The organism is Clostridium sp. CS1-1 (genome assembly GCF_056135525.1).
Window position 1 is genome coordinate 807,294 of record NZ_CM148680.1, and the last position, 23,475, is coordinate 830,768.

The following is a 23,475-nucleotide window of genomic DNA, read 5'->3' on the forward strand; positions in this document are numbered from 1 at the left end:
TGAGACTTTATGCAAAACTTTATTGAAAAAATTGTTAATTACAAGATGAGTAGACGTAGTTTCTTAAAATGGAGCGCTGCTTCATCAGCGATTGTAATGCTAAATCCTTATAACAATAAGATAAAAGCATTAAGTGACAAGGATAGAGAAGTGCTAATGAAAAAAGAAGGTAAGTGGATAACAGCACCTTGTTGGCATAATTGTGGTGGTAGGTGTTTAGTTAAGGCTTATGTGGTAGATGGGGTAGTTCTTAGAACGAAGACTGACGACACCCATGAAGATAGTTATGATAATCCGCAACAGAGAGCTTGTGCTCGCGGAAGATCTCAGCTAAAGCAAGTTCTAGGGGCGGACAGGCTAAAATATCCAATGAAAAGAAAAAATTGGAGCCCTGGTGGAGGAAAAAAAGAACTAAGAGGAAAAGATCAATGGGTTAGAATATCTTGGGATGAAGCTCTTGATTCAGTATCTGGTGAGTTAAAAAGAGTAAAAGAGAAATATGGAAATAGTGCAATATATACAAATAACGGTGCAGAAGGTACCGGAGGGGAAAATCAAAGAATGTTGTCCTTGTTTGGAGGGGCTGTTGAAATGTTCGGCAGTAGATCTCGTGGAGCTTGGGCAAAGGCGATGGAACCGATACTAGGAGTAAATCAAAAAAATCACATAATGAACGATAGAATGGATTTGCTGAATGCAAAATTAATAGTTTTATGGGGTAACAATCCAGCATGGAATACAGCTAGTGCTAATTTAAGAAATCTAATTAGAGCTAAGGAGGCTGGAATAAAGTTTATCTGCATAGATCCTATTTATTCTACTACAGTATCACTTTTAGCTGATGAATATATACCAATAAGACCAGCTACAGATACTACCATGCTACTTGCTATTGCATATGTTTTACTTACTAATGACTCACCAGCTAAGCCTTTAATAGATTGGGATTTTCTACATAGATGTACTGTTGGTTTTGATGCAGAACATATGCCAGAAGGTGCTGATCCAAAGGAAAACTTTAGGGATTATGTTTTAGGAACTTATGATAGACAACCTAAGGATCCAAAATGGGCTTCAGCAATATGTGGAGTTTCAGAGGAGAAGATAACATCTTTTGCACTTGAATTAGGTTCTACTAAGCCAGCAACAGTACTATTTGGATGGAATATGGCACGAATTGAAAAGGGACAACAAGTATGTTTAGCACAGATGAGTGTTGGAGCTATGACAGGTAACATGGGAATAAAAGGTGGATGCTTCAGTGCAAGCGCCCAAGAGCCTTCAGCAAATGGTGGTCCTAGCCTTATAAAACCAGGAACTGATGGATTAGATGTTATAAAAAATCCATTAGAAAAAATTAAGTTATGTAAAAATGAGCATTGGAATGCTATATTAACTGGTAAATATACAGCAGGAAAAGATAAAAAAGAAAATATTGACATAAGGGTAATATATCATAGTCATAGTTCAACCTTAAATCAATCAAACAATATAAATAAAGGTATAAGAGCACATAGAAAAGTAGATTTTGCTATAACTCATCAATATGTTTTAAATCCTGATGCGGCTTATTCTGATATTGTTCTTCCAGTTACTACTGAATGGGAGAGATGTGGTACAGTACTTACTGGTAATAGGGAAATATTGATATGGGCAAGCAAAGTTATAGAGCCTTTGTTTGAAACAAAAGATGATATGTGGATTGCTAAAGAAATAGGTAAGAGATTAGGGATAGATCCTCAAAAAATAGAGCCTATTGATGCAAAACAAAGATTGTTTAACAAAGTAGCTGGTGCTGAGGTTATGAAACAAGATGGTTCAGGTTATGAAAAGCTAGTTACTATAACAGAAAAAGATTTGTATGAGCTCGGTGTTAAAGGTCAGGCTCAAAAAGGTAGAATAGGTATAATGGAATTTAAGGAAAATGGAATTTATCAGGTACAAAGAAAGAAAGATGATAAGTTTGTTTATATTCATAATAAAAAGTTTAGAGAAGACCCTATAAAAAACCCTCTTAAAACAAAGAGCGGAAAGATTGAGTTACACTGTCAGACCCTGGCGGATATTGTTACAAAAGCTGGTTGGAATAAGGGAAATCCTATTGCTAAATATGAATCACCAACAGAAGGATATGAATCTACTTATAGAGATTGGAAAAATAAAATAAAAGGCAAATATCCATTACAACTTTGCAGTATTCATGGACAAAGACAAACTCACTCAAACATGGGAAACGTTCCATGGCTTCGTGAGGCATTCTCTTGTGATTTAATGATGAATACAGCGGATGCTAAGGCAAGAGGCATTTCAAATAATGATACTGTTATAATCTTTAATGACCATGGGTCTGTTATAAGAAGAGTTTATGTAACTGAACGTATAATGCCGGGAGTTGTTGCATTGCCTCAAGGATCTTGGGTGGATATTGATAAATATGGTAATTGTATTGCAGGATCTGTAAACATGCTAACAGGGGATTATCCTTCAGGACCAGATATAGAGTCATATCAGGCTTGTATAGTGCAAGTATCAAGATATGGTACTCCACTTGAAGAAGATCATAAGTGGAAACAAAGAATAGTTTTTTAATAGTAGTTAAAATAGATTAATCACATGAAGGAGATATATTATGGGACAAAAAGGATTTTTCTTTAATATGCAACTTTGTATATCCTGTAAAGCTTGTCAAATAGCCTGTAAAGATAAAAATAACTTGGAAGTAGGTACTCTTTTTAGAGAAGTTAAGACATATGAGGGAGGAAAGTTCCCTAATCCATGGATGTATTTTATATCTATGGGCTGCAACCATTGTGCAAACCCTGCATGTGTAAAGGCTTGCCCTACAGGTGCATGTAATAAACGAGAAAAAGATGGAATAGTAGTAATCGACAAAGATAAGTGTGTAGGTTGTCAAAGATGTGTAAAAGCTTGCCCTTATGGTCAACCAAAGTTTTTAGGTAAAGATGTTAAAAAATCTGGCAAGTGTGATATGTGCGTTCAAGCACAAGAAAAGGGCTTAAAACCAGCTTGTGTTGCAGCTTGTGCCACAAGAGCCTTAGAAGTTGGTGAATTAGATGAACTAAAAAAGTACGATGGTGTAGCTGATGTGAATGGATTGCCAAGTTCAAAGCAAACCAATCCTTCGCTAGTAATAAAGCCTAAGAAATGTGCAATAAAATAATATTCAAGTACAAGCTTTTAGGCTAAAGAATATGAAAAATGATATAGTATTTGAAGTTAACATAGGAGGCCGCACATGATTTTGGAATATCTAGTTAAAAAACTATCGCCAAATCACAATGTAAGAATAATTAAAGATCATTGCATTTACTATAGAAATAGGTTTGATAGGTGTACCATATGTAGAGATGTATGTAAGGATAATGCGATAGTTTCAACAGAAGATGAAATAAAAATTGATAATGCAAAATGTAAACAGTGTGGCTTATGTAAGTCAAAATGTCCAAGCCAAGCTATAACTATAGATAACTTTGGAGAACTAGATTTATTAAAAAAGAGTAAGAAAAAGAATAGCATATATATTGGATGTAAAAAAACTTCAGACACTGTAGATTTTCATTTCAATTGTTTAAATGGACTGCATATAGAATATCTGGCAGCCTTTCTTATAATAAATAAAGATTGTGAGATATATTTTAACTTAAGTGAATGTAAAGATTGTTATTTAAATTTAAGTGATGGCCTAGAAAAAGAAGTAAACGCAGCGATTGAATTTTTAAAACGTCTAGGTATCACTCCTAGGGTTAGATTGGTTTATGAAAATACAACAGATATAGGTAGAGAAAAGGCTATAACAAGAAGAGAACTCTTTCAATTGTTTAGAGATGAATCTACTAATATTTTTCAGGATTTTGTAGTAAACGCTTCGGAAGAGTATTATGGAAAAGATAACTTTAATGAGAGAAAGCTTTTATTAGATGTTATCAGTGAGTTAAATAGTATATCCAAAGATATAGAATTAAATAACGATATATTTATAAGTTTTAAAGTCAATTCTAACTGTGACGGTTGTGGTTTTTGTGAAGGAATATGTCCTTATGATGCTTGGAGAATTACAGAGAATGAAGAAGTATTTAGTATAGAGCATAATCCTTCCAAGTGTAGGGGATGTAAACTTTGTAGTAATCTATGTTCTAATAAGAGTATAGAAGAAGATTATGTAAAAGCGTTTTATATGGATAATAAGTATATTGAAAAATTAAAAAAGAGAATATAAACGGAGGAATAGTTATGTTTAATGGTATAGGAATGTCAGAGTTAATTGTTATTTTGGTAATTGCACTTTTAATATTTGGACCGTCGAAGTTGCCTGAAATAGGAAAGAGTTTTGGTAAGGCTATAAGTGAATTTAAAAACCATGCAACTCGTATTTCAGATGATGTTGAAAAGGATAAAAAGGAAGTATAAATTATGTGGCAGATTGTGATGTACAATCTGCCTATTAAATGAGTTTTAAAAGTAAGTTGAAATTTATTTGGAGTAAGGAGGGGAATAATATATGTCTGAAGTAACAAAAACATCAGATGTTCAGTTAACGGTTATAGAACATCTGAATGAATTAAGAAAAAGAATACTTATAGTTATTATAGCAAATGTTATTACATCCGTTGCTAGCTATAGCAAAATAGAAATAATAATGAATTATATAATAAAACTGGCTAAGGATTTAAAGCTTATTTATGTTAGCCCTCCAGAATTATTTTTAGAATATGTTAAAGTATCTATATTTATAGGAGTTATTTGTGCATTACCTATTACTTTTTTTCAAATATGGAAGTTTATAAAACCTGGTTTAAAAAAGAGAGAACGAGTATATACCCTTTTTTCTTTATACATGAGTATTGTTTTCTTTATAATAGGAGGAGTTTTTGCATATTTTTTAGTTATTCCAATGGCAATAAAGTTTTTTATAGCAATATCCACACAATATGTGTCTCCGCTATTTTCAATTACTAATTATATAAGTTTTGTGCTAACCCTAGCAATATGCTTTGGAATTGTATTTGAATTACCTTTGATAATATTACTTTTAACAAGCTTGGGCTTAATAACTCCAAAATTTTTAAAGAAAAATAGAAAATATGCCATATTAATTATATTTATAATTGCAGCTATATTAACGCCACCAGATGTTGTAGAACAATTTTTAATGGCAGGTCCCATGTTATTGTTATATGAAATCAGTGTATTAATATCTTCTATAACATACAGAGTAAAGAAAAAATCTATTAAAGCTTAAATTTGTCTATTGACTATAAAATTCGACAAGAGTAAAATATATAGGACAAGATTGTTAAAATTCTAGATAAGTTTCATTATATAATAATCTTTATTAACAAAAGATTATTATAGGTTAGTAGTGAGGATTAATATTCTATAACTCAAAGATAAAGGGAACAGCGTTATATCTATGATATATCTCCCAATAAGATACTGATTAGATTGAGGTTTTATTATGTCTGATGAAAAGTTTGAAATACAGGAAAAGATAAGGAAACTGGTAGTTAAGATTGTAAAGCACTATAGAGGGAAGGGTCCAGAGGTTGTTAACGTTAAGGTAGAAGATGACCTGATAACCATACAAATAAAAGGTATTCTTTCCAATTTATCAGAAATTTTAGTTGAGGAAGGTGCTGTTGATATAGTAAGAGATTATTGGAAAGTTATGAAGCCTTACCTTGAAAAAGAGTTTTTAGATGAAGCTTATGATACAGTAGGCAAAAAGTTTGAGTATAGTTGGAAGATACATAACTTGGAAAATAACAACAGAACTATAGTTGTGACATTAAAGTTAATAAACCATGGTTCGATTGAAAAGAAAGATATTTAAGTATTTTAGCTTTTAATAAACCGGTACATAGGTGGAAAGAAGACACCTTTTGTACTGGTTTTTTGTTTTATCAATATATTTGTTTAAAATGATTTTTAATTAGTGTATAGGTATGTGCGCTATATACAAAGAGGAGTGAAAACTAAAATGGAAGAAAAAGTATTAACGGTATGTCCATACTGCGGTACTGGATGCAAGATGTATCTAGTTGTTGAAGATGGACAAATAGTAAGAGCAGAAGCAGCAGATGGAAGAACTAATGAAGGAAATTTGTGCTTAAAAGGGTATTATGGTTGGGATTTCCTAAATGATCCTCAAATCTTAACAGCTAGACTTAAAAAACCTATGATAAGAAAAAATGGAGAATTAGAAGAGGTTTCTTGGGATGAAGCTATTAGATTTGTTGCAGATAGATTAATGGCTATAAAAGAGAAATATGGTCCAGATGCAATCATGGGAACAGGTTCAGCAAGAGGACCTGGAAATGAGGCTAATTATGTAATGCAGAAGTTTATGAGAGCTGTAATTGGTACCAATAACATCGATCACTGTGCTAGAGTTTGACATGCTCCTTCAGTAGCCGGTCTGGCTTACTCATTAGGCAATGGTGCAATGTCTAACTCTATACCAGAGATAGAAGATACAGATTTATTATTAATATTTGGATACAATGGAGCAGATTCACACCCAATTGTTGCGAGAAGAATAATAAAAGCAAAGGAAAAAGGTGCTAAGGTTATTGTAGTTGATCCGAGAGTAACTGAATCAGTAAGAATCGCTGATTTATGGCTTCCTTTAAAGGGTGGAACAAACATGGCACTTGTTAATGCTTGTGGTAATGTTTTGATAAATGAAGGTCTTTATAACAAGAATTATGTAGAAAAATATGTAAAGGGTTTTGAGGAGTATAGAGCGAATATAGTAAAGTACACTCCAGAATATTCAGAAAAGATAACTGGAGTTAGTGCATCAGTTATTAGACAAGCTATGAGGGAATACGCTAAAGCTAAAAATGCTATGATTCTTTATGGAATGGGTGTTTGTCAATTTTCACAAGCTGTCGATGTAGTAAAAGGTTTGGCATCCTTAGCATTACTAACTGGTAATTTTGGAAGAGCTAATGTAGGAATAGGACCTGTACGTGGACAAAACAATGTGCAAGGAACTTGTGATATGGGAGTGCTTCCGAATGTGTTTCCAGGATATCAAGAGGTTACTGATGATAGAGCTAGAGAAAAGTTTGAGAAGGCGTGGGGAGTTAAGCTTCCAGGCAAACCAGGATATAAGCTAACAGAAGTTCCTCATCTAGCTTTGCATGAAGATAAAATTAAGGCTTACTATATATTTGGAGAAGATCCAGTTCAAAGTGATCCAAATTCAGCAGAAGTTAGGGAAGTTTTAGATAAATTAGACTTAGTAATAGTTCAAGATATATTTATGAATAAAACAGCTCTTCATGCAGATGTAATTTTACCTGCTACAGCATGGGGAGAGCACGAAGGAGTGTATTCTTCTGCAGATCGTGGTTTTCAGAGATTTAGAAAAGCTGTAGAACCAAAGGGGGATGTAAAGCCTGATTGGAAAATTATATGTGAAGTAGCTACTGCTATGGGATATCCAATGAATTATAAGAATACAGAAGAGATTTGGGATGAAATGAGAAGTCTTTGTCCAAGTTTTGCTGGTGCAAGTTATAAGAGAATTGATGAACTTGGAAGTATTCAATGGCCTTGTACCACTGAAAAACATAATGGAACACCTTATTTGTATGAAGGAAATAAATTCACTACTCCTAGTGGAAAAGGTCAATTATTTGCTTGTGAATGGAGAGCTCCTGGGGAGCTACCAGATGATGAATATCCACTAAGCTTATCTACTGTAAGGGAAGTTGGACATTATTCAGTAAGAACAATGACAGGAAATTGTCGTGCGCTTCAGCAGCTAGCCGATGAGCCAGGTTACATACAAATGAGTATAGAGGATGGTGAAAATCTTAAAATTGAGGATGGTGAATTAGTAAGGATAAGCTCACGTAGAGGAACAATAATAGCAAGGGCTTTAATTACAGAGAGAGTTAAAAAAGGCTCTACATATATGACGTATCAATGGTGGGTAGGGGCCTGTAATGAGCTCACAAGTGATCATGTAGATCCTATTACTAAAACTCCTGAATTCAAATATTGTGCAATTAAGGTTGAAAGAATAGAGGATCAACAGTGGGCGGAGCAATATGTTAAAGATGAGTATCATAAAATTAGAAAACAAATGAGGGTAAGGTTATAGATAAACTTAATCTATGATCAGTAAGAAGTTTCAAATTCAATGAGCGATAATGAGCGATATTGTTTGTTAAAGATTTAATAATTGGGGCATATAAATCATATAGGATGAATACAATTAGAATGCTTAGCTATACTAGTACAATAACAAAAAAATTGATAAAACTTAAAGTCAGGAGAGGATATAAGTGGAGGACTTATGTTTTGATAAGAAATATAAAACCCCAGTTGTTTCTATAGTTTCAACTAAATCAGGTACGGGAAAAACTACTTTAATTGAAGGAGTAATTAAGATTCTTAAAAGTAGAGGCTATACAGTAGGAGTTTTAAAACATGATGCACATAAATTCGAAATAGATAAAGAAGGAAAAGACAGCTATAGGTTTGGTAAGGCTGGAGCTGACAATGTTATTATTACATCTTCAGAAAAATTAGCTATGATTCAGGTGCTAAAAGAAGAAAAAACTATAGAGGAAACCATAAACCTTTTTGGTAGTTTGGATATTATACTCACTGAAGGGTTTAGGCAAAATAAGTTTCCTAAAATAGAGGTACATAGAAAAGGTGTAGACACTAATCTACTTTGTAAAAACTGTAATTATAATATATCCACTTTCATTGCGGTGGCTAGTGACGAAGTATTAGATATAAATATTCCAATTTTAAATTTAAATGATGTGGTTTCGGTGGCAGACTTTATAGAAAAAAAAATCATAAAACAACTAGGAACCAATCAGTGAAATGTAAACTTTTTAGAAGGAGATAAGCATTATGGATAAAACTATAGAATCTAAAGTGGTTAAGATAGATGAGCATACAATAAGTGAGTGTGATGAAGCATTAATTTGTGAATATCCGTTGACAATTTTTCTTAATAAAAAGAAGATAGCGACTCTCTTATGTAGCCCTGAAAATCTTAAGGCTATGACTTTAGGATTCTTAAGAACGGAAGGACTTATCATAAAAGCACAGGATGTAATCCACTTTAAATTGGATAAAGAAAGCGGGATAGTAGAGGTAGAGACAGAGAATAAGGATATTTCCTTCGAAAAGTTTTATTCTAAGAAAGTTGATTTGCAAAGTTTACAGAGTAATGACAGTACTAGTATTTTGAATTTTTTTGACTCTCTAAATTGCGAGCCAGTTGAAAGTAATACAATTCTGCACTCTGAAAGAGTTTATGAGTTCATGGATAAAAATCTTTCTTACTCTGAAATATTTAGAAAGACAGGAGGAGCACATTGTGTAGCTCTTTGTGATACAGAAGGAATAATGATCATTTGCGAAGATGTTGCACGTCATAATGCTTTAGATAAGGTTATTGGCGAATCGCTTATAAGAAATATTTCATTTAAAGATAAGATTATTATTATTAGTGGAAGAGTCTCCTTGGAGATGATTTTGAAGGCGGCTAAGATGCAAATACCAATTATTATTTCAAAATCAGCACCTACTAGTCTATCTGTGGCATTAGCTAGAAGATTAAATATTACTTTAGTTGGTTTTGTGAGGGGTAGAAGAATGAATATATATGCAAATAAGCATAGAATAAAGTATTAAATTTTATATTATGAAATTAAGAAAGGATGTAAAAAATGAAAATAACTCCTAATTCATTTGTTATAGCAAATTCAAATAAATGTATAGGATGCAAGTCCTGTGAAGTTGCCTGTTTTGCGGTTCATAACGATAATAATGATGTTGCTGCTACAGTTGGTACTGTTACCACACCTATAATACCAAGGTTATATGTTATTAGGGATGAAGAATATGCTATACCTATTCAATGCAGGCATTGTGAGGATGCTCCTTGTGCTAATGTATGTCCTGTAGGTGCGATTAAGCAAGAAAATAATTCTATTCTTATTGATGAAAAAGCTTGTATAGGTTGTAAGACTTGTTTGATGGCATGTCCTTTTGGAGCAATAGACTTATTGCCTGAATATGACAATGGAGAAGAAGTAACTCAAATTAACTTGAAAGAAGAAGGAGAAGATGGACTTAAGGAAACTGTAAAAAGCATAGCATATAAGTGTGATCTATGTAAAGAATCAGGAAAGCCTGCTTGTGTCAATGCATGTCCGAAAAAAGCTTTAACTTTAGTGAGTCCAATAAAAGAAAAGAAATCTCGTAATAAGGCTGCTGCATTAAGTCTTCTGCAGACAGTGAGAAGCTATAAATAGACAATATATAAAGGTGAAGAGAGGTAAGTTGAGTATGTCTATAAGTATAATTAATATAGATAAAGAATTATGTACAGGCTGTAGACGTTGCGCAGAAGTTTGTCCAGTTAATGCCATAGAAGGAGAAGAGGGAAAACCTCAAATAATAAACGCAGAACTTTGTGTAGTTTGTGGTCAATGTGTACAAACTTGTAGTGTATATGCTTCTAATTTTGATGAAGATATAACCCATAGAGATGTGAAATTAAGGGAGCGAGGAATGTTACCAAGCATTAGGGAGCCGATTTTTGCTGCTTATAATATGGGTCAAACTATATCAGTTAAAAAGGCATTAGCTAATCCAAATCTTTATAAGGTAGTACAATGTGCTCCAGCAGTAAGGGTTGCATTAGCAGAGGAATTTGGATTCCCACTGGGGACACTAACTCCAGGAAAAATGGCTGCAGCCCTTAGACGTTTAAATTTTAATAGAGTTTATGATACTAATTTTGCTGCAGATTTAACTATAATGGAAGAAGGCAGCGAATTAATAAAGAGAGTAACTGAGGGGAAAAAGTTACCTATGTTTACTTCTTGTTGTCCTGCTTGGGTAAAATTTGCAGAACAAGAATATCCAGAGCTGTTAGAGCATCTTTCAAGCTGTAAATCACCTCAGCAAATGGCCGGGGCAATATTCAAAACTTACGGAGCACAAATTGATGATATAGATCCTAGTCAAATTTTTAGTGTATCTGTTATGCCTTGTACTTGTAAACAATTTGAATGCGATAGGCCAGAAATGAGAGATAGTGGGAACAAAGATGTAGATGTAGCTATTACTACAAGGGAACTAGCTCAGCTGATTAAAGATGCTGGAATTGATTTTAAAAGCTTACCTGATGAAGAGTTTGACTTACCTTTAGGAAGTTATACTGGTGCTGGCACTATTTTTGGTGTTACTGGTGGAGTTATGGAAGCAGCTTTAAGAACAGGCTACGAATTGATTACTAAAGAAAGTATTCCAAATATAGAATTGAATTTTGTTAGAGGAGAGCAAGGGCTAAGAACAGCCGAAGTTCAAGTCGGAGAATTGAAATTAAAGGTTGCAGTTGTTTCTGGATTAAAAAATGTAGTTTCGGTGCTTGAAAACATAAAAAGTGGAAAATGTGATTTTCACTTTATAGAAGTGATGACATGTCCTCAAGGATGCATTAGCGGTGGTGGACAACCAAAACTTCTTTTAGAAGAATATAGAGAGCTTGCTTATAAACAGAGAAAAGCATCAGTTTACAACCATGACTCCAAGTTAGAAGTAAGAAAATCTCACGAAAACATTGCTATTAAAAAACTATATGATGAATTCTTAGGCGAACCATTAGGCCATAAATCTCATCATTTATTGCATACTGAATATGCATCTAGAAAGGAGCTAAAATAATGAATAGTTTTGTTGTTGCAGACCCTAATAAGTGTATTGGTTGCAGAACCTGTGAAATAGCATGTGTGGTAGCCCATTCTGATAAAAATATATTTACAGAGATAAACAGTGAAATTGATTTTTATCCACGTTTAAGTGTAATAAAGACAGCAGAAGTTAGTGCTCCTATTCAATGTAGGCACTGTGAAGATGCTCCTTGTGCTAATGTTTGCCCAAATGGTTCCATTATTAACAAAGATGGTGTCGTTTATATAGACAAAAAAACTTGTATGGGATGTAAAACTTGCCTTGTAGCATGCCCTCTTGGAGCAATTGAATTAGTCTCAGAGTACGAAAAAGGAGAGAAAGTATTACAGCAAGGATTAAAGATTATTGATTCCGGTAAGTTGTATTTCAAAGAGAGAATTGTAGCAAATAAATGTGATTTGTGCATAGACAGGGAGAAGGGACCAGCTTGTGTAGAGGTGTGCCCTACTGATGCTTTTCAAATAGTTAAATCTGATAATATTATAGATTCAATAAAGGAAAAAAGAAAAAAAAGGGCTCAAGAGTTATCAGGTATATCTAGTAAATAATTATATTTAGTATGGTTTAGCATTTTATTAGGAATGAGTTTAAACGTATAAGAAACTCTAGCAAGTTTGCTAGAGTTTTTACAATATTTATTACAGATATATCCAATTTTATGGAGTTAGCATTAGATAGTGTGCTATAATAAAATAAATTAATTTATGTCTTGGTAAATATATTATAAGAATTAAATTAATTATTATAAGAACTAAATATGTAGAAAAATGTATTGTTGTAGTAAAAATATTGTAAGTAATACAGTGGAGGAACGATATGATAGATTCATATGGAAGGAACATAAATTATTTAAGGATATCTATTACTGATTTATGTAATTTAAGATGTAGATATTGTATGCCTGAAAATGGAATAATGAAAATTAAACATAATGAGATTTTAAGATTAGAAGAAATGTATGAATTAGCAAAGAATTTCATAGCTTTAGGTGTTAATAAAATTAGAATAACCGGTGGAGAACCTTTAGTTAGAAATGGAATATTAGATCTTGTAGAAAATATAGCAAAATTGAAAGGTGTTAAAGATTTTGCTATGACTACAAATGGAACATTTCTTAAAAAATATGCAAAAGATTTGAAAAATGCAGGATTAAATAGAGTAAATATAAGTTTAGATACATTAGATGAAAAGAAATACTGCCATATAACAAATGGAGGACATCTTAAAGAAGTTCTAGAAGGTATTGAAGAAGCTAAGAGAGTAGGACTTACCCCTATAAAATTAAATGTAGTCCTAGTAGGCGGATTTAATGATAATGAAATAGAGAACTTTGTTAACTTGACTAAAGAGGATGAAATAGATGTTAGATTTATTGAATTAATGCCTATAGGACAAGCGCATAACTGGTCTTTAAATAAATTCGTATCAAATAAGATAGTGCTAGAGAAGGTAAGTGAATTGATAGAAGTTAAGCGAGAAGATATTTCGTCACCAGCTAGTTACTATAAACTTCCAGGTGGAAAGGGAAAAGTAGGCCTTATAAATCCTATTTCCTGTAAGTTTTGTAGTAATTGTAATAGAATTAGATTGACAGCAGATGGTAAGGTTAAACCTTGCTTACATTCAAATGATGAAATTGATTTATTAACTCCGCTAAGAAAAGGTGAGGATGTAAGTAAGATAATTGTTAACTTAATACGTAATAAGCCTAAAGAACACAACTTAGAAGATGGGAAATATATTAATAGAAATATGGTAACAATTGGTGGATAAAGTTATAAAGATACAACTAGAAAATTGACTTATCCTACGAAACATAATACCAATTTTCAGTGCGTTAAATATTTTTAAGTAATCTAAAGCTCAGAATTTATAAAAAACTAAGAATCTTCGATAACTCGCTTCACTCAAACAATCTAAGATTCTAAGTCTTTCATAAATCCTTCACTAAGACTACTAAAAAATATTTAAATCTATCCTCAAATTGGTATTATGTCTCTTCGAATAAGTCAACTTTCTAGATTATTTATCTATATACAAGAATAAATAAGAATTTTAATTTATAATATAGGAGGATTAGTTGAAATGAATAAAATTGGTAAAGTCGTAGCTATAAATATCAGTGAGAAAAAGGGTGTTATAAAGAAGCCTATAGAAGAAGGAGTGTTCATAGAAGAACATGGATTACAAGGGGATGCTCATGCAGGAAAGTGGCATAGACAAGTAAGTCTATTATCACAAGAAAGTATAGATAAGATGAAAAAATCAGGAATAATCGAGCTTTCAGCTGGAAAATTTGCTGAAAATATTACAACTGAAGGAATAGTACTTTATGAGCTTGCAGTAGGGACAAGACTAAAAATTGGTAATACTATTCAAGAGATAACTCAAATAGGAAAAGAGTGTCACATGGGTTGTGAAATAAGAAACCAAATTGGAGATTGTGTAATGCCAAGAGAAGGGATATTTACAAGGGTTATTCAAGGTGGAACTATAAAAGCAGGAGATGTTATAGAGGTTCTTTAATCTATAGCTTGAAGAAAGAGTAGTTATTAAAGTTAACTTACTCTTTTTTTATTTAATAAGTTTAATATAAGGAAACTGATTCTGGCGTGTCTATATAATGAATATGGAGGTACTAAGAGTATACTGGAGGATATGTTATTTAACTTATTCTTAAAGTATAAGTATGCTATATTTAATAATGTTGAAGATGATAAGATATTCCTTGTCGCTTGATGAGTGACAAACACAGAGAAACAGTTGTTTAATGTAATATCGCGGGATGGAGCAGTTGGTAGCTCGTCGGGCTCATAACCCGAAGGTCGTAGGTTCAAGTCCTGCTCCCGCAACCAAAATTATATTGACAATGATAAAAGTTGTATGATATTATGTAAAAGCTGTCAACGACACCATATTATAATGTGTGATGTTATAGATAATTAAGTATAAATTACTAGTTGACGAGTTAAAGAAAACATGATAAGATATACAAGCAGTCGAGTTAAATCGACATGATCCTTGAAAATTAAACAGAGTGAAACACAAGATAAAACTTGTTTTTAAAATAAACCAGCAATTCTTTGAGTTACTTTTAAAGTAACAAAACAGTAATGAGCAAGCAAACTTTTAAATTGAGAGTTTGATCCTGGCTCAGGACGAACGCTGGCGGCGTGCCTAACACATGCAAGTCGAGCGATGAAACCCTTCGGGGTGGATTAGCGGCGGACGGGTGAGTAACACGTGGGTAACCTGCCTCAAAGAGGGGGATAGCCTCCCGAAAGGGAGATTAATACCGCATAACATTAGTTTTTCGCATGAAGAACTAATTAAAGGAGTAATCCGCTTTGAGATGGACCCGCGGCGCATTAGCTAGTTGGTGAGGTAAAGGCTCACCAAGGCGACGATGCGTAGCCGACCTGAGAGGGTGATCGGCCACATTGGAACTGAGATACGGTCCAGACTCCTACGGGAGGCAGCAGTGGGGAATATTGCACAATGGGCGAAAGCCTGATGCAGCAACGCCGCGTGAGTGATGAAGGCCTTCGGGTTGTAAAGCTCTGTCTTTGGGGACGATAATGACGGTACCCAAGGAGGAAGCCACGGCTAACTACGTGCCAGCAGCCGCGGTAATACGTAGGTGGCAAGCGTTGTCCGGATTTACTGGGCGTAAAGGATGCGTAGGCGGATATTTAAGTGAGATGTGAAATTCCCGGGCTTAACTTGGGAGCTGCATTTCAAACTGGATATCTAGAGTGTGGGAGAGGAGAATGGAATTCCTAGTGTAGCGGTGAAATGCGTAGAGATTAGGAAGAACACCAGTGGCGAAGGCGATTCTCTGGACCATAACTGACGCTGAGGCATGAAAGCGTGGGTAGCAAACAGGATTAGATACCCTGGTAGTCCACGCCGTAAACGATGAGTACTAGGTGTAGGGGGGTCCAACCCTCTGTGCCGCAGTTAACACAATAAGTACTCCGCCTGGGAAGTACGATCGCAAGATTAAAACTCAAAGGAATTGACGGGGGCCCGCACAAGCAGCGGAGCATGTGGTTTAATTCGAAGCAACGCGAAGAACCTTACCTGGACTTGACATCCCCTGAATTACTCGTAATGGAGGAAGCCCTTCGGGGCAGGGAGACAGGTGGTGCATGGTTGTCGTCAGCTCGTGTCGTGAGATGTTAGGTTAAGTCCTGCAACGAGCGCAACCCTTATCATTAGTTGCTACCATTAAGTTGAGCACTCTAGTGAGACTGCCCGGGTTAACCGGGAGGAAGGTGGGGATGACGTCAAATCATCATGCCCCTTATGTCCAGGGCTACACACGTGCTACAATGGTGAGTACAATTAGATGCAAACCCGCGAGGGGGAGCCAAACTAAAAAACTCATCCCAGTTCGGATTGTAGGCTGAAACTCGCCTACATGAAGCTGGAGTTGCTAGTAATCGCGAATCAGAATGTCGCGGTGAATACGTTCCCGGGCCTTGTACACACCGCCCGTCACACCATGAGAGCTGGCAACACCCGAAGTCCGTGAGGTAACCGTAAGGAGCCAGCGGCCGAAGGTGGGGTCAGTGATTGGGGTGAAGTCGTAACAAGGTAGCCGTAGGAGAACCTGCGGCTGGATCACCTCCTTTCTAAGGAATAATAACTAGAAACTTAGGTTTTTAGTTACATTGGAATTCTGGTTTACACTCTGTTTAATTTTGAGGGATCATTTTCCTGTTGACTCGGTAGAGTTGACATGATAAGATGTATCTCCAATATTGTTCTTTGAAAATTGCACAGTGATAAGCGTTGAATAATGAAAATTATTTAACATAAACAAAGTAAAGCTAAAGGTATATATACCTTTGTAGAATTATGATTTAAGGTCAAGCTACAAAGGGCGCATGGTGAATGCCTTGGCACCAGTAGCCGATGAAGGACGCGATAAGCTGCGATAAGCTTCGGGTAGGCGCAAATAGCCTGCGATCCGGAGATTTCCGAATGGGGCAACCCACATAGCTAACGCTATGTACTGTAAACTGAATTCATAGGTTTATAGAGGTAGACCCGGGGAACTGAAACATCTAAGTACCCGGAGGAAGAGAAAGAAAAATCGATTTCCTAAGTAGCGGCGAGCGAAAGGGAAAGAGCCCAAACCAGGAACTTGTTCCTGGGGTTGCGGACAGATCATTAAATACTGTGATTTCTTAATTGAAGAGAGCTGGAAGGCTCCGCCATAGAAGGTAACAGCCCTGTAGGTAAAAAGAATAACAGTCAGATCTGATCCAGAGTACCACGAGACACGTGAAACCTTGTGGGAAGCAGGGAGGACCACCTCCCAAGGCTAAATACTAACTGGTGACCGATAGTGAAGCAGTACCGTGAGGGAAAGGTGAAAAGAACCCCGGAAGGGGAGTGAAATAGAACCTGAAACCGTGTGTCCACAATCAGTCGAAGCAGTTTTACCTGCGACGACGTGCTTTTTGTAGAACGAGCCAGCGAGTTACGATGTGTAGCAAGGTTAAGTATTTAAGATACGTAGCCGAAGGGAAACCGAGTCTGAATAGGGCAAAAAGTTGCATGTCGTAGACCCGAAACCGGGTGACCTATCCATGGACAGGTTGAAGCGGAAGTAAAATTCCGTGGAGGACCGAACCACATTGGTGTTGAAAAACCATGGGATGAGCTGTGGATAGCGGAGAAATTCCAATCGAACTCGGAGATAGCTGGTTCTCCTCGAAATAGCTTTAGGGCTAGCGTTTTGAATGAGTAGTGGAGGTAGAGCACTGAATGGGCTAGGGGCTGACAACAGTTACTGAACCCTATCAAACTCCGAATGCCATATACTTGAATCAAAGCAGTCAGACTACGAATGATAAGATCCGTGGTCAAAAGGGAAACAGCCCAGACCATCAGCTAAGGTCCCAAAGTGTAAGTTAAGTGGAAAAGGATGTGGGATTTCCAAGACAACTAGGATGTTGGCTTAGAAGCAGCCACTCATTTAAAGAGTGCGTAATAGCTCACTAGTCGAGAGATCCTGCGCCGAAGATGTTCGGGGCTAAAACTTACCACCGAAGCTATGGATTGATACGTAAGTATCAGTGGTAGAGGAGCTTCCTGTATGGGTTGAAGTCGTACCGTAAGGAGCGGTGGACTGTACAGGAGTGAGTATGCTGGCATAAGTAGCGAGAAATAAGTGAGAATCTTATTGGTCGAAAACCTAAGGTTTCCTGAGGAAGGCTCGTCCGCTCAGGGTTAGTCGGGACCTAAGCCGAGGCCGAAAGGCGTAGGTGATGGACAATCGGTTGATATTCCGATACCACCAGTTTGCGTTATTACAAATGGGATGACGCAGGAGGATAAGATGTGCGCACTATTGGATGTGCGTCTAAGCACTTAGGCAGACTAGATAGGCAAATCCGTCTAGTTAATGCTGAGGTGTTACGGGGAGCCCTTTTGGGCGAAGTATCTGATTCCACGCTGCCAAGAAAAGTCTCTATGGAGTAAACTGGTGCCCGTACCGCAAACCGACACAGGTAGGTGAGGAGAGAATCCTAAGACCAACGGAAGAATTGTTGTCAAGGAACTCGGCAAATTGACCCCGTAACTTCGGGAGAAGGGGTGCCACCGCAAGGTGGTCGCAGAGAATAGGCCCAAGCAACTGTTTAGCAAAAACACAGGTCTCTGCTAAAGCGAAAGCTGATGTATAGGGGCTGACGCCTGCCCGGTGCTGGAAGGTTAAGGGGAACACTTAGCTTCATGCGAAGGTGTGAACTTAAGCCCCAGTAAACGGCGGCCGTAACTATAACGGTCCTAAGGTAGCGAAATTCCTTGTCGGGTAAGTTCCGACCCGCACGAATGGCGTAATGACTTGGGCACTGTCTCGACAACAAATCCGGCGAAATTGTATTGCGAGTGAAGATGCTCGCTACCCGCGATTGGACGGAAAGACCCCGTAGAGCTTTACTGTAGCTTAGCATTGAGTCTCGGTATTGTCTGTACAGGATAGGTGGGAGACTGCGAAGCAGAGGCGTCAGCCTTTGTGGAGTCGTCCTTGGGATACCACCCTGACAGTACTGGGATTCTAACCGGTGGCCATGAATCTGGTCACGGGACATTGTTAGGTGGGCAGTTTGACTGGGGCGGTCGCCTCCTAAAAAGTAACGGAGGCGCCCAAAGGTTCCCTCAGAACGGTTGGAAATCGTTCGTAGAGTGCAAAGGCAGAAGGGAGCCTGACTGCGACACAAACAAGTGGAGCAGGGACGAAAGTCGGGCTTAGTGATCCGGTGGTACCTCGTGGGAGGGCCATCGCTCAACGGATAAAAGCTACCTCGGGGATAACAGGCTGATCTCCCCCAAGAGTCCACATCGACGGGGAGGTTTGGCACCTCGATGTCGGCTCGTCGCATCCTGGGGCTGAAGTAGGTCCCAAGGGTTGGGCTGTTCGCCCATTAAAGCGGCACGCGAGCTGGGTTCAGAACGTCGTGAGACAGTTCGGTCCCTATCCGTCGCGGGCGTAGGAAATTTGAGAGGAGCTGTCCTTAGTACGAGAGGACCGGGATGGACTGACCTCTGGTGCACCAGTTGTTCCGCCAGGAGCACAGCTGGGTAGCTATGTCGGGACGGGATAAACGCTGAAAGCATCTAAGCGTGAAGCCCACCTCAAGATAAGATTTCCCATAGCGTAAGCTAGTAAGACCCCTTGAAGAACACAAGGTTGATAGGTCAGAGGTGTAAGCATGGTAACATGTTCAGCTGACTGATACTAATAGGTCGAGGGCTTGACCTAATATATCACTGTGCAATTTTGAGAGAACATCTCAAAGCTATGCATAACTGAACATACCAAATCAAAGATTTGGAATGCCTAGTTATCTAGTGGTTATGACGTGAAGGTTACACCCGTTCCCATTCCGAACACGATGGTTAAGCTTCATAGTGCCGATGGTACTGCACGGGAGACTGTGTGGAAGAGTAGGTCGCTGCTAGGTAATATGGCCCCTTGGTCAAGCGGTCAAGACACCACCCTTTCACGGTGGTAACAGGGGTTCGATTCCCCTAGGGGTCACCAAAAACCTCGTAAACATTTTATGTTTACGAGGTTTTTTATTTTTATATATGAAACAGTACTAGGAATTATACTCCCACAGTTGAACCAGTGGGAGATGTGCTGATGATTGCTAACTAGAAAGATAATATAAATTTTAATGTCTTCTAAGTTGGGGTTTATCGCCATATTCTAGTTTATTATGACCTCTAAAGTTTTCGTCGGGGAACTTATAATTATCTCTATCTTCGGAAGGATAATTATTTCTATTAGAAGAAGTTTCATCCTTTATATTAGATTCATTAGAACTTTTATTTTCCATGGTATTATTACCCTGTGAGGTATTGCTTTCAGTTGACTTATTACTTTCGGCTTGGCTGAGGGCATCTTCTACTGCATCCATTATCCCATTACTTGTTCTCGTAGCGCCAGATATTGTATCAACATCTGTTGATTGGGAATCAATAATTTCTTTAGGTATTGTATCAAATGGTACTGAAGCATATCTAGGAGTTTCATTATCTGATACTATTTGGATATCAGTAATCTTATTGCTTTTAATTGTTACAGAAACCTTTAAATTTGGTCTATAACCTCGACCAACGCCAGTATAAGTTCCATCATTATATTTTTTCTGTGATTCATCGTTTGAATTACTATTGGATTGTGAAGCATTGGTACTTGTTGAAGAATTATTATTTGATGCTAGACCTATATTACTACCGATTATCCTGCTGCCCATTATATTAGAAATAGAATATAATACTATGAAAATAGTTATTACAGAAGCACTAGCAATCATTGGATTAACTTTTATATTTACAACTCGTGTTTGGGTATTACTTCTAGGGCAAGAACTTATGCATTTCATACAGTTTATACATTCTCCACTATTTACAATATCTACTTCGTAAAGTTTTATTCCCATAGAACAGTTATTTGTACATATTCTACATTTTCCACATTTATCTCTATATTTATATATTTTGAATATCCTAAGCCTTGAGGTTATATCAAAGATAGCACCAAGAGGACATAAATATCGGCAAAAGAACCTTTCAATGAACATTGAACCTATAGTTATTAGGAATAAAAATATAAAACCACCAGTATACTGAAAAATTGCTTCTTTAAATTCTGGCAACTGCGCAAAGGCATTCCATGGGCTGAAGGAATTAAATGAGTTATTGGACATTGTCCACATAACAACCATAATGAATAACAAAATTAGATACTTTATGTATTTAAGAGCTGAATCTAACTTTTCGTTAATTATAAATTTAAACTTAAATAACTTACTAGTTATCATGTAGATTAAGTCATTAAAAGTTCCAAAAGCGCAGATCCATCCACAAAAAAATCTTCCTGCTATTATAGTTAGGGGAAGGATAATAAGCAGTTCAATTAAATTGGAAAGTGCTAAACTAGAATTCAAGTTATGTCCTATAAGTTGTGAATATATTTGTCTAACTTCACTAAAGGCTAAGTTAAACAAACCTGGAAGTAGAAAAAGAAAAAGAATTTGTGTGATAAATCTAAATATCTGTAATTTAGATATTTTTTTAGTCATATTGATAAGCTCCTTTCTATTGTTACAGGGTATATCAATATATTACTCTCGGTTTGTTACAGTTCAATCACAACTTAATGTCGAATTTATAGATGTACTATTAACAGTTTGTGAAGCTGTCATCTTAGTAGATGTAACAAAAATATAAATAAAAGGAGAAGATGACTAAATGTCATTTCCTCCTTTTATTAGCTTTATACTTTAAATCCACTAGTTAGCTCACTTAATCTCTTAGCCATTTCGGAGAGACTTTCTGTAGTCCTTTCTATTTCTGTCATGGTACTAAGTTGTTCCTCAATACTTGAACTTATATTTTCTGTACCTGTTGCTATTTCACTTGAAGTAGCTGCTATACTATTTATAGCTTTTTCCATTTCCCTTGTGCCTTTGGCACTAGTTTCAGCAAATTTATCAATTTGTTCAATTTGTCCTACAATATCTTGTATGTTCTTAATTATATTTTGTATGATTTCACCAACCTCCGAGGCTTTTGTAACTCCATGGGAGACTTTCTCTTCAACTTGATTAACTGAACTTACAGCAGAAGCAGATTTTAGCTGATTTTCTTGAATCAAATCGGAGATTTGTTTAGCCGCTGAGTTGCTTTCATCTGCCAGTTTTCTTATTTCTTCAGCAACTACAGTAAAGCCCCTACCAGCTTCACCAGCACGTGCTGCTTCAATCGCTGCATTTAGCGCTAGTAGATTAGTTTGGGCAGATATCCCTGTTATTATTTGGATTATATCTCCAATTTTTTTCGAAGAATCATCTAGTTCATTTATCATAAGAGATACTTTTTGAGAGGAAGATGCAATATCCGTTATAGAGGAAACAATTTCAGCTATTTTAGATGCACCCTCTTTTGCTGCTTCTTCCGCCTTTTTACCATTATTAGTAGTATTCCTAGTAGCTACTGAGGTTGATTCAGAAAACCTTGTTGCTTCTGTAATATGCGCTGAAGTTTCTTCAGCAACAGCAGCTCCATCAGAGGTACCGGAAGCTATTTCTTCAATAGTACCTGATATTAGATCAAGAGATTGAGTAGTGGTTATCGTTGCTTTGTTTAACTCTTCGCTTGAAGAAGAAATTGTGTCAGCTGAAATAGATACTTCTTTAATAATTCTTTGGAGCTCGTTAACAAACGTATCAAAGCTAGAACTAAGTTCACCTATTTCATCCTTGCTTTCATATCTTATCCTCTGAGTTAAATCACCATTGCTTTGAGATATTTCTTGCAATTTTTTTGTGACTAATCTAACAGGATGAACAACAGCTTTTATTATAATGTTAACTAATATAAAAGTTAATATAGCACATATTGTAATAAGTGATATTAGTCCAATTAAAGTAGTTTTATAAACAGATTTGCTCTCATCATAAGTTTGCGTTGCTGCATCAACGTGTTTATTAATAATTTCCTTAAAGGACACAATCAAAGCAGATTTTGTATTATCTAGGTTTATCATATCTTCAGGTGGACCAGCTTGAATATTAGAAGTGTTCCCTTGTTCTTCTACTGTACCTACACCATTTTTATTTATAAAGGCATTGTTAGCAGTTTTAAACTTATCAAGGTTTTCAAATAAAGCCTTAAAATCAGCATCATTTTTATATTTGGATAACCTTTCTTCTACACTAGATATGCGAGAGGTGATGCTCTCTTGTATAGGTTTCTTTGAAACGTCATCAGTTGCATCCATTAACTTATTATCCATAGTTCTAATATACTCAATATCAGACTTTATATCCTCAAGATACACGATAGGTACTAGTCTATGATCATTTAACTCAATAATCATTGAGTTAACTCTAGAGAGCTGTTTGACTCCGACAGAGCCTATTACTATAAGAAAGATAAAAAAGCTGATTGCTAAAATACCAATCTTATGGGAAAGCTTAATATTTTTAAAAAAATTCATATAAAGACTCCTCCTAAACAGTAGTGTTTAATTATTGTTTACTATACTTGAAAACTAAAGTTGGTTTTCGTAAAAATAATCTAATTTTGTCTAATTATATTATACGATATTTATGTCACAGTTAAGTTACAATATTAAGTCTAAATCATAAATTTCTAACTTGTCCATTTTTTACATAGATATGATATTAAACA

At 36.1% G+C, this 23,475-nt stretch carries 16 protein-coding genes, 2 tRNA genes and 3 rRNA genes; 19 read left to right on the forward strand and 2 right to left on the reverse strand.

What is annotated here, in order from left to right; all coding sequences use genetic code 11:
* Positions 1-9: 9 nt before the first annotated feature.
* From AC0N0V_RS03615 to AC0N0V_RS03705, 19 genes are all read left to right on the forward strand, one after another.
* Positions 10-2,589 (forward strand): molybdopterin-dependent oxidoreductase, encoded by a 2,580-nt coding sequence (locus tag AC0N0V_RS03615; protein ID WP_474462163.1) that lies wholly within the window; start codon positions 10-12, stop codon positions 2,587-2,589.
* 40 nt (positions 2,590-2,629) lie between these two features.
* Positions 2,630-3,181, forward strand: a complete 552-nt coding sequence (locus AC0N0V_RS03620) for a 4Fe-4S dicluster domain-containing protein (protein ID WP_474462164.1) — start codon at positions 2,630-2,632, stop codon at positions 3,179-3,181.
* A gap of 75 nt (positions 3,182-3,256) precedes the next feature.
* Complete coding sequence (locus AC0N0V_RS03625) at positions 3,257-4,237, forward strand: 4Fe-4S binding protein (protein WP_474462165.1); 981 nt, start codon at positions 3,257-3,259, stop codon at positions 4,235-4,237.
* 14 nt (positions 4,238-4,251) lie between these two features.
* Positions 4,252-4,428, forward strand: a complete 177-nt coding sequence (locus AC0N0V_RS03630) for a twin-arginine translocase TatA/TatE family subunit (protein ID WP_474462166.1) — start codon at positions 4,252-4,254, stop codon at positions 4,426-4,428.
* A gap of 91 nt (positions 4,429-4,519) precedes the next feature.
* Positions 4,520-5,260 carry a twin-arginine translocase subunit TatC gene (tatC, locus tag AC0N0V_RS03635; RefSeq protein ID WP_474462167.1) on the forward strand — a complete coding sequence of 247 codons (741 nt, stop codon included), beginning with the start codon at positions 4,520-4,522 and terminating at the stop codon, positions 5,258-5,260.
* Between the two features lie 216 nt (positions 5,261-5,476).
* Complete coding sequence (locus AC0N0V_RS03640; RefSeq protein WP_474462168.1) at positions 5,477-5,851, forward strand: Na-translocating system protein MpsC family protein; 375 nt, start codon at positions 5,477-5,479, stop codon at positions 5,849-5,851.
* A gap of 147 nt (positions 5,852-5,998) precedes the next feature.
* Complete coding sequence (gene fdhF / locus AC0N0V_RS03645) at positions 5,999-8,134, forward strand: formate dehydrogenase subunit alpha (protein WP_474462169.1); 2,136 nt, start codon at positions 5,999-6,001, stop codon at positions 8,132-8,134.
* 184 nt (positions 8,135-8,318) lie between these two features.
* Complete coding sequence (mobB, locus tag AC0N0V_RS03650; protein WP_474462170.1) at positions 8,319-8,870, forward strand: molybdopterin-guanine dinucleotide biosynthesis protein B; 552 nt, start codon at positions 8,319-8,321, stop codon at positions 8,868-8,870.
* Between the two features lie 31 nt (positions 8,871-8,901).
* On the forward strand, positions 8,902-9,690 hold the full coding sequence (fdhD, locus tag AC0N0V_RS03655; RefSeq protein WP_474462171.1) for a formate dehydrogenase accessory sulfurtransferase FdhD: 789 nt from the start codon (positions 8,902-8,904) through the stop codon (positions 9,688-9,690).
* A gap of 35 nt (positions 9,691-9,725) precedes the next feature.
* On the forward strand, positions 9,726-10,313 hold the full coding sequence (locus tag AC0N0V_RS03660) for a 4Fe-4S dicluster domain-containing protein (protein WP_474462172.1): 588 nt from the start codon (positions 9,726-9,728) through the stop codon (positions 10,311-10,313).
* A 34-nt stretch (positions 10,314-10,347) separates the two neighbouring features.
* Positions 10,348-11,730: a [FeFe] hydrogenase, group A gene (locus tag AC0N0V_RS03665; RefSeq protein ID WP_474462173.1), complete on the forward strand. Its 1,383-nt coding sequence runs from the start codon at positions 10,348-10,350 to the stop codon at positions 11,728-11,730.
* On the forward strand, positions 11,730-12,305 hold the full coding sequence (locus tag AC0N0V_RS03670; protein ID WP_474462174.1) for a 4Fe-4S dicluster domain-containing protein: 576 nt from the start codon (positions 11,730-11,732) through the stop codon (positions 12,303-12,305). Before AC0N0V_RS03665 ends, AC0N0V_RS03670 begins: the two co-directional genes overlap by 1 nt.
* 268 nt (positions 12,306-12,573) lie before the next feature.
* On the forward strand, positions 12,574-13,530 hold the full coding sequence (gene moaA / locus AC0N0V_RS03675; RefSeq protein ID WP_474462175.1) for a GTP 3',8-cyclase MoaA: 957 nt from the start codon (positions 12,574-12,576) through the stop codon (positions 13,528-13,530).
* A 321-nt stretch (positions 13,531-13,851) separates the two neighbouring features.
* The gene (locus tag AC0N0V_RS03680; RefSeq protein WP_474464430.1) at positions 13,852-14,283 is read left to right on the forward strand and encodes an MOSC domain-containing protein; all 432 of its coding nucleotides are present in this window, start codon (positions 13,852-13,854) and stop codon (positions 14,281-14,283) included.
* 253 nt (positions 14,284-14,536) lie between these two features.
* Positions 14,537-14,612 (forward strand) — tRNA-Met (locus AC0N0V_RS03685).
* A 275-nt stretch (positions 14,613-14,887) separates the two neighbouring features.
* Positions 14,888-16,394, forward strand: a 16S ribosomal RNA gene (locus AC0N0V_RS03690).
* A gap of 235 nt (positions 16,395-16,629) precedes the next feature.
* Positions 16,630-19,534: ribosomal RNA gene (locus tag AC0N0V_RS03695) — 23S ribosomal RNA — on the forward strand.
* A gap of 85 nt (positions 19,535-19,619) precedes the next feature.
* Positions 19,620-19,736 (forward strand): 5S ribosomal RNA (gene rrf, locus AC0N0V_RS03700).
* Together the 16S, 23S and 5S rRNA genes with 2 tRNA genes alongside form the textbook arrangement of a ribosomal RNA operon.
* A 5-nt stretch (positions 19,737-19,741) precedes the next feature.
* Positions 19,742-19,816: transfer RNA gene (locus tag AC0N0V_RS03705), tRNA-Glu, on the forward strand.
* A 133-nt stretch (positions 19,817-19,949) separates the two neighbouring features.
* Here AC0N0V_RS03705 and AC0N0V_RS03710 read toward each other — a convergent pair.
* Together AC0N0V_RS03710 and AC0N0V_RS03715 are read right to left on the reverse strand one after the other, a co-directional pair.
* Positions 19,950-21,362, reverse strand: a complete 1,413-nt coding sequence (locus AC0N0V_RS03710; RefSeq protein ID WP_474462176.1) for an FMN-binding protein — start codon at positions 21,360-21,362, stop codon at positions 19,950-19,952.
* A gap of 194 nt (positions 21,363-21,556) precedes the next feature.
* Positions 21,557-23,281 carry a methyl-accepting chemotaxis protein gene (locus AC0N0V_RS03715; RefSeq protein ID WP_474462177.1) on the reverse strand — a complete coding sequence of 575 codons (1,725 nt, stop codon included), beginning with the start codon at positions 23,279-23,281 and terminating at the stop codon, positions 21,557-21,559.
* Between the last annotated feature and the right edge of the window lie 194 nt (positions 23,282-23,475).

Bases quoted from the DNA above. Each gene is read 5' to 3' on its own strand.
- AC0N0V_RS03615 (WP_474462163.1), top strand. From the start codon at position 10: ATGCAAAACTTTATTGAAAAAATTGTTAATTACAAGATGAGTAGACGT.
- AC0N0V_RS03620 (WP_474462164.1), top strand. From the start codon at position 2,630: ATGGGACAAAAAGGATTTTTCTTTAATATGCAACTTTGTATATCCTGT.
- AC0N0V_RS03625 (WP_474462165.1), top strand. From the start codon at position 3,257: ATGATTTTGGAATATCTAGTTAAAAAACTATCGCCAAATCACAATGTA.
- AC0N0V_RS03630 (WP_474462166.1), top strand. From the start codon at position 4,252: ATGTTTAATGGTATAGGAATGTCAGAGTTAATTGTTATTTTGGTAATT.
- tatC (WP_474462167.1), top strand. From the start codon at position 4,520: ATGTCTGAAGTAACAAAAACATCAGATGTTCAGTTAACGGTTATAGAA.
- AC0N0V_RS03640 (WP_474462168.1), top strand. From the start codon at position 5,477: ATGTCTGATGAAAAGTTTGAAATACAGGAAAAGATAAGGAAACTGGTA.
- fdhD (WP_474462171.1), top strand. From the start codon at position 8,902: ATGGATAAAACTATAGAATCTAAAGTGGTTAAGATAGATGAGCATACA.
- AC0N0V_RS03660 (WP_474462172.1), top strand. From the start codon at position 9,726: ATGAAAATAACTCCTAATTCATTTGTTATAGCAAATTCAAATAAATGT.
- AC0N0V_RS03665 (WP_474462173.1), top strand. From the start codon at position 10,348: ATGTCTATAAGTATAATTAATATAGATAAAGAATTATGTACAGGCTGT.
- AC0N0V_RS03670 (WP_474462174.1), top strand. From the start codon at position 11,730: ATGAATAGTTTTGTTGTTGCAGACCCTAATAAGTGTATTGGTTGCAGA.
- moaA (WP_474462175.1), top strand. From the start codon at position 12,574: ATGATAGATTCATATGGAAGGAACATAAATTATTTAAGGATATCTATT.
- AC0N0V_RS03710 (WP_474462176.1), bottom strand. From the start codon at position 21,362: ATGACTAAAAAAATATCTAAATTACAGATATTTAGATTTATCACACAA.
- AC0N0V_RS03715 (WP_474462177.1), bottom strand. From the start codon at position 23,281: ATGAATTTTTTTAAAAATATTAAGCTTTCCCATAAGATTGGTATTTTA.